The sequence below is a fragment of the Stutzerimonas sp. KH-1 genome (assembly GCF_054483855.1).
The window spans coordinates 4,309,803-4,321,265 of the sequence record NZ_CM137011.1 but is presented as its reverse complement, the minus strand read 5'-3'; the positions used below and the strand labels follow the sequence as shown (position 1 = coordinate 4,321,265).

The 11,463-nt window shown below is 63.7% G+C and carries 11 protein-coding genes; 4 read left to right on the top strand and 7 right to left on the bottom strand.

The features are described from left to right. Positions 1 to 208: 208 nt before the first annotated feature. The 3 genes from ampE to nfi form a co-directional block, all read right to left on the bottom strand. On the bottom strand, positions 209 to 1,045 hold the full coding sequence (ampE, locus tag ACX1DW_RS20590; protein ID WP_208216763.1) for a regulatory signaling modulator protein AmpE: 837 nt from the start codon (positions 1,043 to 1,045) through the stop codon (positions 209 to 211). Between the two features lie 15 nt (positions 1,046 to 1,060). Next, entirely contained in the window at positions 1,061 to 1,612 is a 552-nt protein-coding gene (gene ampD / locus ACX1DW_RS20585; RefSeq protein WP_458992284.1) for a 1,6-anhydro-N-acetylmuramyl-L-alanine amidase AmpD, read from the bottom strand. Between the two features lie 102 nt (positions 1,613 to 1,714). Continuing rightward, positions 1,715 to 2,443 carry a deoxyribonuclease V gene (nfi, locus tag ACX1DW_RS20580; RefSeq protein WP_458992283.1) on the bottom strand — a complete coding sequence of 243 codons (729 nt, stop codon included), beginning with the start codon at positions 2,441 to 2,443 and terminating at the stop codon, positions 1,715 to 1,717. Positions 2,444 to 2,602: 159 nt separating this feature from the next. Here nfi and ACX1DW_RS20575 point away from each other — a divergent pair, with 159 nt between their 5' ends. Then, a complete protein-coding gene (locus tag ACX1DW_RS20575) occupies positions 2,603 to 3,592 on the top strand; it encodes a GlxA family transcriptional regulator (protein ID WP_458992282.1) in 990 nt (329 codons plus the stop codon). A gap of 145 nt (positions 3,593 to 3,737) precedes the next feature. On the opposite strand, the gene zapE is transcribed toward ACX1DW_RS20575, so the two are convergent. From zapE to ACX1DW_RS20560, 3 genes are all read right to left on the bottom strand, one after another. Beyond that, positions 3,738 to 4,832: a cell division protein ZapE gene (gene zapE, locus ACX1DW_RS20570; protein WP_063541919.1), complete on the bottom strand. Its 1,095-nt coding sequence runs from the start codon at positions 4,830 to 4,832 to the stop codon at positions 3,738 to 3,740. Positions 4,833 to 4,995: 163 nt separating this feature from the next. After that, complete coding sequence (locus tag ACX1DW_RS20565; RefSeq protein WP_133455608.1) at positions 4,996 to 6,354, bottom strand: tryptophan--tRNA ligase; 1,359 nt, start codon at positions 6,352 to 6,354, stop codon at positions 4,996 to 4,998. Positions 6,355 to 6,400: 46 nt separating this feature from the next. Further along, positions 6,401 to 7,027: an alpha/beta hydrolase gene (locus ACX1DW_RS20560; RefSeq protein WP_063541915.1), complete on the bottom strand. Its 627-nt coding sequence runs from the start codon at positions 7,025 to 7,027 to the stop codon at positions 6,401 to 6,403. A gap of 139 nt (positions 7,028 to 7,166) precedes the next feature. On the opposite strand from ACX1DW_RS20560, the gene ACX1DW_RS20555 reads away from it, so the two are divergent. Further along, entirely contained in the window at positions 7,167 to 7,595 is a 429-nt protein-coding gene (locus ACX1DW_RS20555; RefSeq protein WP_063541913.1) for a Z-ring associated ZapG family protein, read from the top strand. A gap of 41 nt (positions 7,596 to 7,636) precedes the next feature. On the opposite strand, the gene nadC is transcribed toward ACX1DW_RS20555, so the two are convergent. Further along, positions 7,637 to 8,485, bottom strand: a complete 849-nt coding sequence (nadC, locus tag ACX1DW_RS20550) for a carboxylating nicotinate-nucleotide diphosphorylase (protein WP_110775891.1) — start codon at positions 8,483 to 8,485, stop codon at positions 7,637 to 7,639. 414 nt (positions 8,486 to 8,899) lie between these two features. Here nadC and ACX1DW_RS20545 point away from each other — a divergent pair, with 414 nt between their 5' ends. Both ACX1DW_RS20545 and ACX1DW_RS20540 read left to right on the top strand, forming a co-directional pair. Next, positions 8,900 to 11,158: a DUF1631 domain-containing protein gene (locus ACX1DW_RS20545; RefSeq protein ID WP_458992281.1), complete on the top strand. Its 2,259-nt coding sequence runs from the start codon at positions 8,900 to 8,902 to the stop codon at positions 11,156 to 11,158. 121 nt (positions 11,159 to 11,279) lie between these two features. Next, positions 11,280 to 11,453, top strand: a complete 174-nt coding sequence (locus ACX1DW_RS20540) for a DUF3094 family protein (RefSeq protein WP_073865939.1) — start codon at positions 11,280 to 11,282, stop codon at positions 11,451 to 11,453. Positions 11,454 to 11,463 lie beyond the last annotated feature (10 nt).

Genomic DNA, 11,463 nt, shown 5'->3' with positions numbered 1-11,463 from the left:
CTCGTCAGAGAGTGGCATCTGCCCGGGTTATACGGGATATCGGTAGGGGCTTTTGTAACTTAAGGTAATGGCCAAATCATGGCCAGCAGTTCTGTATTGGATAGGCACCCGGCGAGGCGTCTGGCTCAAGGGTTCCAGCGATTCGACAGGCAAACCTCATACAGCGGCGTTATGGAGGCCCATCAGCGCCGCCGCTGGCGGATAAGGCTCAGACGAGGATCGTCCAGACCGCGATCACCGCGTACCAGAACACGCGTGTGCGCACCAGCAACGCCGCGATCCCGTCGAGCCGCGCGATGCCCGCCTCACCCTCGGTCGCAGGCGGCAGATCGGCGGCCAGCGGACCGGCATCGGCCAGCAGGCGCCGGGCCGGCACATCCCAGCTCAACAGTTCATGCAGCAGCGCCCGGTTGACCGCAACGAAGTTGCCGACCAGGGCGAAACTGCCGAGCAATACGCGTACCGGCAACCAGTCGAAGGCATGCCGCAGCTGCTCGGCCCGCTCGCGCAGCCCTTCGAGTTCGGCGTGCTCGGCGCACAGCGCCAGCAGCCGATAGGCCAGTGCCGCCATCGGCCCGAGCAGCAGGTACCAGAAGATCACCGCAAAGAAACCCTCGTAGCTGCGCCACAGCAGCCAGGTTTGTACCGCCGATAACAGGCTCGGCGGGTCCTGCGCCTGCAGGCCGGCGTCACGCTCGGCCGCCAGCGCGGCGGCCTCCTCATCACCACGACGCCAGGCATCGCGGAACGCGCCGAGTTCAGCCTTGGCATGGCCGCGGCCGAGGCTGTAGAGCAGCACCAGCAAGTGCAGTGGCAGGCTCAACCAGCCGTAGGCCAATGGTTCCAGTGCAACCAACAGCAGGCCAAGCAGCAGTACGGGAATCAGTACCAGCAACGCCAGCGCCAGCCAGGGAGCGCCGCGCAAGCGCGGACTGGCCTCGGCCTGGCGCAGGCGCGCCAGCCAGGGGCGGTCGTACTGCAGCCGTGGTCGCCAATCGGAGAATTTCTCCACCAGCAGCACGAGCAGAATCACCAGAAAGCTCATCGCCGTTTCCTTTCGTCAGCAGGTAACTGAGGCGGCACGCAAGCGCTGCCAGTCGAAGGCCGGTCCGGGATCGGTCTTGCGCCCCGGCGCGATGTCGCTGTGGCCGCACACCCGCTCCGGCGTGATGCCCGGATAGCCGCTCTGCAGCACCCGGCATAGCGCGATCAGCGCCTGGTATTGCGGCTCGCTGAACGGCTGGTCATCGGTACCCTCAAGCTCGATGCCGATGGAAAAATCGTTGCAGCTCTCGCGACCGTCGAAACAGGACACCCCGGCATGCCAGGCCCGGTCCAGACAGGAGACGAACTGGGTAATCGAGCCATCACGCTCGATGAGAAAATGTGCCGAGACCTGCAGTTCGGCGATTTCCTCGAAGAAGGGGTGTTCGTCGCGCTGTAGGCAGTTCTGGAAGAACTGTTGGACCCTGCCGGTACCGAACTGGCCTGGCGGCAGGCTGATGTTGTGGATCACCAGCAGCGAAATCTCGCCGGCTGGCCGCTGGTTGAAGTTGGGTGACGGGCAATGGTGGACGCCATGGCACCAGCCGGTGGCGGTATCCAGATGCATCGTGAAGGTCCATGCTGACGGCAGGCCCGCAGGCTAGCGCTTGCGAGACAGGCGCTGCAAGCGCTGCCGTTGTCACCGGCATTCGCCGTTACAAACCATTCGCTACCCGGCCGTACCGCCCAGGCGCCGTGCCGCGGCTTTCTCTTCGCGACGGGAGGCAAGGCGGTCGGCCAGCCGTGTCGGTTCCGGCAGGCGGTAGCGTGTCACGTAGCGCATGACCAGCTCCGGTGCCGTGGCGATGCTGACCCGGTTGCCCGGCGAGACGATCAACGGCCGCACCTTGTCCTTGCTGCGCAGCACACAGCCGATCACCTCGCCGGTCTTCTTGTCGCGCAGCGCCACCCGGGCACCGCGCTGCAGATCGAGTTCGTCGTGTTCACCGGTGAGCAGCTTCTTCGCTACACCGATGGTGGGCAGGCCGGTCACCACGCCCAGATGCGCAGCGATGCCCAGGCGCCGCGGGTGGGCGATGCCGTGGCCGTCGGAAAAAATCAGGTCGGGAATTGCCGGCAATTCCGCCAGCGCCTGCAGCACGGCCGGCAGCTCGCGAAACGACAGCAGGCCGGGCACATAGGGCATGTTGGTCGGGATTCGCGCCAGGCTGCTGCCCACCAGCTCCAGTGTCTCGGCATGCAGCAGCACCGCCGCCGCCCGGGTGATGCTGCCGCCCTCTTCGAAGCCAACGTCCACCCCGGCGATCAGGTGCAGCGGCGGAAAGTCGTCCTGCAGACGCAGCTGCGCGACCAGCGTCTGCTGCAGCGCTCGCGCCGCGGCCGGGCTGCCATCCCAATCGCCAAAAGGATTCGCTGGAAAGTGGCTGGATTCGTTCATGCATGGCTCCATCGGCTTCTGCGTTTCGACGTGCTGTCGGACCCGGGGTTCAGCCGTCTCGACTCTTCGAGGGCTGGACAACACGGCACAAAAATAGGACGCTCCAGCCGCAAGACGGCAGTTTCGCCTTGTTCAGCCGCAACAATAATTAGAACGCTCATGCCCAACCTCGCCTCGATACAGCACATCAGCATACTGGCCACCGAAGGGGTTTTCGCCTCGACGCTCATGCAGGCCAAGGATTTCTTTCACATGGCCAGCCTGCGCTACGGCCGACAGCTCGGGATGGAGCTGACGCCGGCGTTCGAAACTCGCCTGGTCAGCCCCGGCGGCCAGGCGGTGAGCACGTTCAGCGGAACCTCCTTCGCGGTGGATGCCGCGCTGGACGCTGCCGACATGGTCATTCTGCCGGCGTTCTGGGGCGACTTCGACGCGCTCTGCGCACAGTACCCTGAGGTTGCGCCCTGGTTACGCGAGCGGCACGCCGCCGGCGCAGTTATCTGCGGAGAAGCCACAGGGGCGTTCTGGATGGCTCAGGCGGGACTACTGGATGGCCGGGAAGCGACCACCCATTGGCGCTTCGCAAACGAGTTCGTCGAGCGGTTTCCGGACGTACAGTTCAGCGCCGACAAGCATCTGACCGACAGCGACAACCTGTACTGTGCCGGTGGCACGACATCGGCCTGCGACCTCTACATGTATCTGGTGGAACGCTTCTGCGGTGCGCAGGTGGCGCAGGGCATGGCGCGTGATGTGCTGTTCGAGTTGCAGCGTAGCTACAGCCCCGGCCGGCTGGGCTTTGGCGGGCAGAAACTGCATCTGGATACCCGCATCCTGCAGATCCAGGAATGGCTGGAGACCAACTACGCGGAGAAATTCCGCTTCGAGGACGTGGCCCGCCAGCACTGCATGAGCATTCGCAACTTCATGCGTCGCTTTCAGGCCGCCACCGGCGACAAGCCGCTGCATTATCTGCAACGCCTGCGCATCGAGACGGCCAAGAGCCTGCTGGCCACAACCGGCAAAAGCATCAAGACGATCAGCTATGAAGTGGGCTACGACGATGCCAGCTTCTTCGCCCGGCTGTTCCGCCAGCACACGGAGCTATCGCCGAACCACTATCGGCAGAAGTACCGGCCGGCATCCTAGGGCAAACACGGAAACAGCCATGGCGTGCCGAAGCGGGCAGCCGACTGCAGCGGGCGGCCTGGCAGGGAGACCGCTCCGACAACAGCGCAGTAATCATGCGGGTGACCCCGGCCGCGAAGAACAAGTCTTCGCGACCGGTTCACGGTCAGGGCTTGTGCGGACGCGCCAGATACTCGTGGGACTGCATCTCCAGCAGCCGGCTCAGGGTGCGCTGGAATTCGAACTCCAGGCGGCCACCGGTGTAGAGATCCTTCAGTTCCACTTCGGCGGAGATGATGAGCTTGACGTTGCGGTCGTAGAACTCGTCCACCAGGTTGATGAAGCGACGCGCCATATCATCCTTGGCGACGTTCATCTGCTCGACGTTGGCCAGCAGGATGGCACCGAAAATCTTGCCCAGCTCGATGTAGTCGTTCTGGCTGCGCGGCCCGTCGCAGAGCTCGCGGAACTCGAACCAAGCCACGTCGTTGCCGGTCTTCACCGCGCGGATTTCACGGTTTTCGATCATCAGTGCGTCGTTGTTCACGACCCGGCAGTTCTCCGGCAGCAGGCTCTTGAAGCTGCGTTCCAGGCTCTGCTCGGCCTCGGCATCGAGGGGGAAGTGGAACAGTTCGGCCTGCTCCAGAGCACGCAGACGATAGTCGATGCCGCTGTCGACGTTGACGATCTCGGTGTGCTTCTTCAGCAGGTCGATTGCCGGCAGGAAGCGCGCACGCTGCAGACCGTCCTTGTACAGGCCGTCCGGCACGATGTTGGACGTAGCCACCAGGCTCACGCCGTTCTTGAACAGCTCGTCGAGCAGCGTGGCGAGGATCATCGCGTCGGTGATATCGGAGACGAAGAACTCGTCGAAGCAGATCACCCGGGCCTCGTCGGCGAAGCGCTTGCCGATGATGGTCAGCGGGTTCTTCTCACCCTTGAGGGTTTTCATTTCCTCGTGCACGCGCTTCATGAAGCGGTGGAAGTGCGTGCGCATCTTCTGCTCGAAGGGCAGCGCGTCGAAGAAGGTATCCACCAGGTAGGTCTTGCCGCGGCCGACGCCGCCCCAGAAGTAGATGCCCTTGATGGGGCCCTGCTGCTTCTTGCCGAACAGCTTGCCGAGCAGGCCGCTCTTGTTGCGATCGTCGGCGACCAGGTCGTCGTACAGACGCTGCAGGTGACGCACCGCGTTTTCCTGGGCGGCATCGTGGAAGAAGTCAGGACGTTTCAGGTCGGCCTGATAGCGCTCAAGAGGAGTCATGGCGGAGTCTGGGTAGTGAAACGGGGCCGACACTTTAGCGGCGCCCTCGGTGGTTGGCAATTTACTCAGGTCGTTCAAGCGTCAGCCCTCCTGGGACAGCCGTACTTGGAAATCACCGCGTCGCCGAGCGCACCCATCGGCTGCGCCCGGCCTGCCAGCAGCGTTACTCGACAAGCGTGGCCAGCGCCTCGCGCACCCGCAACATGGCGGCGTCGAGCGCTTCGGCGCTCTCGTAGTGCGGGCTGTCGGCGATGCATTCGTCGTCCAGCCACAGGGTGAATTGATCGCCTTCGTCCTCGCGAAGTTCCAGGGCGTCGGGCCCGCCGGCGATCAGGCGCTGGGTCAGGCTGCCGATGGCCTTCGGATTGCTCAGCGGGCGGGACAGCAGCAGCTCCTCGCCATCAGCGGCGAAGAAGCGGAAACGGAAGGCGCCATCGGCCTCGCGGAAGCTGGCGAAGCGAGCGGTCTTGCTGGACTTCTTCCTCGCCGGCGCCGCGCTTTTCACTTCGCTGGCGAAGTTGCGCAGCCCCACCGCCTCGCGCAGCTCGCCAAGGAACGGGGTAGCAATCTTGCGCGCTTTGGCGGCTCCCGCCTGCAGGATGTCTTCCAGCTCGGCAGGCTTGGTGATGAGCTGGTGATACAGCTCGCGTGCATCGCCCAGTTCGTTGTCGAGCAGCTCGAACAGGCGCTGCTTGGCATCGCCCCAGGCCAGGCCATCGAGCAGCTCCTGGCGGAAGTCCGCCTGCTGCTGCGCAGTGGCAAAGGCCTGGTAAAGCGTGAACAGGTGGGAGTTGTCCGGATCCTTCGGTTCGCCCGGCAGGCGCGAGTCGGTGACGATACGGGCGATCGCTGCCTTCAGCTCCTTGGCGCTGCCGAACAGCGGAATGGTGTTGTCGTAGCTCTTGGACATCTTGCGCCCATCGAGGCCGGGCAGCGTGGCGACGCTTTCCTCGATCACCGCTTCGGGCAGGGTGAAGAACTCGCGGCCGTTGCCGAACAGATGGTTGAAGCGCTGGGCGATGTCACGGGCCATTTCCACGTGCTGGATCTGGTCGCGCCCCACCGGCACCTTGTGCGCGTTGAACATCAGAATGTCCGCCGCCATCAGCACCGGATAGCTGTAGAGGCCCATGGTGACACCGGCGTCCGGGTCCTCGCCGTTCTCCACGTTCTTGTCCACCGAGGCCTTGTAGGCATGGGCGCGGTTGAGCAGGCCCTTGGCGGTAACGCAGGTCAGCAGCCAGGTCAGCTCGGGAATCTCCGGCACATCCGACTGGCGGTAGAAGGTCACGCGCTCGGCATCGAGGCCGCAGGCCAGCCAGGTCGCGGCGATTTCCAGGCGCGAGCGCTGAATACGCAGCGGGTCATCGCACTTGATCAGCGCATGGTAGTCGGCGAGGAAATAAAAGGAGTCGGCTGCCGCGTCGCGGCTGGCGAGGATCGCCGGGCGGATCGCGCCGGCGTAGTTGCCCAGGTGCGGCGTGCCGGTGGTGGTGATACCGGTCAGGATGCGGGTAGTCATTCGGGTCGTTTCTCGATCGTTGCGCACTGAAGAACGAAAGCAGCGGTTAAAGGCGTGGCGCGACCAGCTCTTTCAGCTCCACCAGCTTGCCGTGAAAAAAGTGGCCGCATTCTGCCACTTTCAGCAGCTCGTGGGGGTGCTGCAACTGCGCAGAAAAGGCGTACACGGACTCGGCGTCGATCACCTCGTCCTGTTCCGGCTGGATGATCGTCAGCTGGCAGTCGTCAGCCAACGACAGCTCCGCAAGACGCGACACCGCCGGTGCAACCATTATCAGCCGTTGCACCGCCACGCCCTCGGCATTCAAGCGACCAGCAAGACTGCCGGCAACGAATCCGCCGAACGAGAATCCCAGCAACGTCAGCGGCAGCTCGGGGTTCTGCTGACGCAGCCAGCGCAGCGCGGCCTCGGCGTCATCCACCTCACCCTCGACCATGTCGTGCGCGCCGGCACTGCCGCCGACGCCACGGTAATTGAAGCGCAGCGTACTGTAGCCGGCATCCCGTGCGGTGCGCTGCAGGGTCGAGACCACCTTGTTCAGCATGGTGCCACCCTTGACCGGGTTCGGATGACAGATCAGCGCCAGGCCGCGCGCCTGCGGCTGATCGAAGTACAGCGCTTCCAGCGCTCCGCAGGGGCCGTCGATAGACAGGGGATTTTCGCGTTTCAACAAAACAGGAACTCCGTGACCTTGGGACGAGTCGACTCGTCTTGTCTAACTAGCTGCCGATAACCGCCGCCTCGTGTTGCGGTATACAGAGCAGGGACGAGACGTTAACGTAAGCACAGCCGTTTATATAGAGGAAGGACTCGTGGAACAGACCCTCGCGACCTGGTTGCTCCCGATCGTCGGCCTGATCGCCGGCATCGCCATCGGTTATCTGGTGGCGCGCAGCAGCGCACCCAACCGCACACAGCGTCAGGTCGACGACCTGCAAGAGCGCTTCGACACCTATCAGAGCGAAGTGGTCACCCACTTCAATACCACCGCCAGCCTGCTGCGCAAGCTCACCCAGAACTACCAGGACATCCAGGAGCACCTGTCGGACGGCGCCAACCGCCTGGCCCTCGACGAGCCGACCCGCCAGCGTCTGATGGCCGCACTGCACGAGGAGAACCATGGTTCGCGCGAGCGGCTGTCCTCACCGGCCTTCACCGAACCGCCGAAGGACTATGCCCCCAAAGGCGACGATACCCCTGGCACTCTGCACGAAAACTTCGGCCTTAAGAGCCGTCACTGATCCATCGCCTGGCGCAGCCGCTGCGCCAGGCTCTCCCCCTCTTACTGACGCAAGCGCATCGACAGGTCCACCGCCTGTATATGCTTGGTCAGCGCGCCGATCGAGATGTAGTCGACCCCCGTCTCCGCAACACTGCGCAACGTGTCGTCACTGATGCCACCCGATGCCTCGAGCTTGGCCCGGCCCGCCGTGATCGCCACAGCCGTGCGCATGTCATCGAGCGTCAGCTCGTCGAGCATCACGATATCCGCGCCCGCATCCAGCGCCTGCTCGAGCTCTTCGAGGCTTTCCACTTCGATCTCCACCGGCTTGCCCGGCGCGATGCGATGCGCAGCGGCCACCGCTTCGGCGATCCCGCCACAGGCAGCAATGTGGTTCTCCTTGATCAGAAAGGCGTCGTACAGGCCGATCCGGTGGTTGTGGCAGCCGCCGCAGGTAACCGCGTACTTCTGCGCCAGACGCAGCCCCGGAATGGTCTTGCGCGTATCCAGCAGGCGAACGCCGGTGCCCTCGACCATGTCGGCGTAGTGCCGGCAACGGCTGGCCACCCCAGAGAGCATCTGCAGGAAGTTCAGCGCGCTACGCTCGCCGGTCAGCAGCGCCCGTGCCGGCCCTTCGAGGTGGAAAAGGACTTTGTCCGCACCCACCCTGTCCCCGTCGGCGACCTGCCAGTGGACCGCGACACGCGGGTCCACCTGACGGAACACCGCATCGACCCAGGCGGTTCCGCTGATCACCGCAGCCTCGCGGGTTATCACCGAGGCGTGAGCCAGGCGCTCGGCAGGGATCAGCTGGGCAGTAATGTCACCACTGCCGACATCTTCGGCGAGCGCGCGGCGTGCGTTGGCGTCGATTTCCGCCGACAGATCGGCAAGCGTGAGATTGGGCATGACGGGCTCCTCTGAATTGCCGGATTATAAAGACTCGGACCGCTGCACAGCGACAAGCGCACCCTCGATGACCGCCCCTCATCGAGCTTTCCTTACCTCCTGGCGGAAAAGCCGCGAGTATCTGTGAGCCAGATCATGTCCAACAAAATACCGGCCTTGGCATCGGCCTTAGATGCTTATAATGCCCCTGAAAATTGACGTCACGTAAATGGCGACATCCAGCTGACGGGACGTCGTTGTAAAACCAAAGCGCTCGGCTATGCTGCGGCTGGAATCCGGCTCGATACGAAAGTCTGCCCTAACGCGGGCTCACCGGTACCTTCGCCTTGCCCTGCCAACCTGGTTACCTTTATAAGACGCTGCTCAACATCTGGCGTGTGACCGCCTCAAACAGGCGACCGCAGGAGAGTCTCGATGCGAACCGATGCGAAAGTGGTGCACCTGAACAAGGCCGCCCCTGAGCACAAGCCTTCCTCGCCAGCCGGCCGCCTGCCGGTGGCGCTCATCAGCGTGCGCGACAAGGCTGCCCAACAGCTGCGCCAGGCTCTGCAATCGCTGTTCGACAATGCCGACGACTCGCTCTTCGAAATCGCCGATCGCGCGACCAGCAACTCCGAGCAGAACGCTTTCTTCGAGGCCATGCGCGACCTGCGCATGAAGCGCCGCAACATCGAACGCGGCTTCCTGCAGCAGCTGTTCGAGGCTTTCTCCAAGCTGAACCAGTACGAGATCGGCAAGCCACCGGCGCCGGAAACCGTCTCCTTCGACAGCCTGTCGCTGGTACAGAATGACGAGCTGGAGGAGTCGGTCGCTGTCGACACAATGGTAGCGAAGGTCATGAGCCGAGCAGCGCAGCCGCTAGGCCATCTGACCACCCGCATGAATGCGCTGATCAGCAAGAAGCTCGACGACAAGAGCAACCCGCTCGGCCCGCACGCGCTTTGCGACTACTTCATCGAGGCGAGCAGTAGCCTGGGCGTCGAAATCAAGGTCAAGCTGATCATCTTCAAGCTCTTCGAAAAATACGTACTCGGCGATCTCGACCAGCTCTACGCCGAAGCCAACCAGACACTGGTGGCAGCCGGCATCCTGCCCGAACTCCAATCGGCTCTGCCGCGGCGCCAGCCGCGGCCAGGCGTCCCGGCCGGCAGCCATGCACCATCCGCCCCGTCCGGACAGGCAGTTCAGGTCGACGAGGGCCTGCAGGAGGCCGCGTTCAGCGCCCTGCACAATCTACTTTCCGAGCTGCGTGGCAGCAGCATGCTGCCGGCTCGCAACGTTCCCAGCGATGCCATCCCGATCTCCAGCAGTGATCTGCTTCGCCTGCTGTCGCATATGCAGACCCGCGCTCCACAGACGGTCGATGATTTCGATCTGCAGGAGCAGCTCGGCAGCCTGCTGAGCCGGGTAAGCGCCAAGACCGGCAAATCGCGCGTGGTCGGCGAGATCGATGACGATGTCATCAACCTCGTCTCCATGCTCTTCGAGTTCATCCTCGACGATCGAACCCTGCCGGATTCGCTCAAGGCCCTGATTGGCCGCCTGCAGATCCCGCTGCTGAAGGTCGCGGTACTGGACAAGACATTCTTCAGCCGCGGCAGCCACCCGGCACGCCGCCTGCTCAACGAGATCGCTTCGGCAGCGATGGGCTGGGGAGACCAGGACGAAGCCCAGCGCGACAGCCTGTATCAGAAGATCGAGCAGATCGTGGCTCGCCTGCTCAACGATTTTGTCGACGATCCGGTGATTTTCTCCGAGTTGCTGGCCGACTTCCTGGCATTCGTGGGCGACGAGCGCCGCCGCAGCGAGCTACTCGAGCAACGCACCCGTGACGCTGAGGAAGGCCGCGCCAAGGCGGAGATTGCGCGCCAGGAAGTGGAGTACGCGCTGAACCAGCGCCTACTCGGCAAGACGCTCCCGGAAGTCGTGGTACGCCTGCTGCAAGAGGCCTGGAGCAAGGTGCTGCTGCTCACCTGCCTGAAGCATGGCACCCAGTCCGAGGAATGGCAGGCAGCGCTGGACACCATGGATGATCTGGTCTGGAGCGTTACGCCGCACGAGGACGACGAGTCGCGGGCACGCCTGCTGGAAGTGGTCCCCAGCCTTCTCAAGGCCTTGCGCGAGGGCCTGGTTAGCGCAGCATTCGACCCTTTCTCCACCGGAGACTTCTTCACCCAGCTCGAAGCGCTGCATGTCCAGACCCTACAGCGCATCCAGCAGCCGCAGCCTTCCCCGGACAACGCCGGGGCGGCGAGTGATGCTCCAGAGGAGCCTGCCGCGGCCGCGGTCGAAGACCGCGCACCAGCCATGGTCGAGGTGGTCGATGAGATCGTCCTGCTAGCACCTGGCGAAAGCCGCGAGCAGGAGCCCGAGGTCAGCCTTCCGGACAACGATGAAGCGCTGATCAAGGTCGACAATCTTCGGGTCGGCAGCTGGGTCGAGTTCCAGGAGGACGAAGAGCACAAGCTGCGCTGCAAGCTGGCCGCGGTGATCAAGCCCACCGGCAAGTACATCTTCGTCAACCGTACTGGCATGAAGGTCCTGGAGAAGACCCGCATGGGGCTGGCGAGCGAGTTTCAGCGCGGCGCCATTCGCCTGCTCAACGACACCCTGCTCTTCGACCGCGCCCTCGAATCAGTTATCGGCAACCTGCGCAAGCTGAAGAACACCTGATCGTCCCAACGGGCATGCCGCCCGGCATGCCTGCGCCCCCTCCGCGCGGCAAAGCGCCGCACTTCGCGCTTGGCTTTTGACCCTGCACAGCTAGAATGCCTGCATTCTATTCGAGGTGCCCATGCCCAGCCGCCTTAACCCCGAAGACCAGCAGCGCGTCGATGACTACCTCCGCGCACCGCAGCATCAGGTCGAACGCCGGCCGTTTCGCCCCTGGCTCCTGTTGCTCGTCGTGCTGGCCATCGTAATAGGCCTTGGACTGTTGAGCCGCCTCCTGAGTCGCCTGGTGCTTTGAGCACACACCG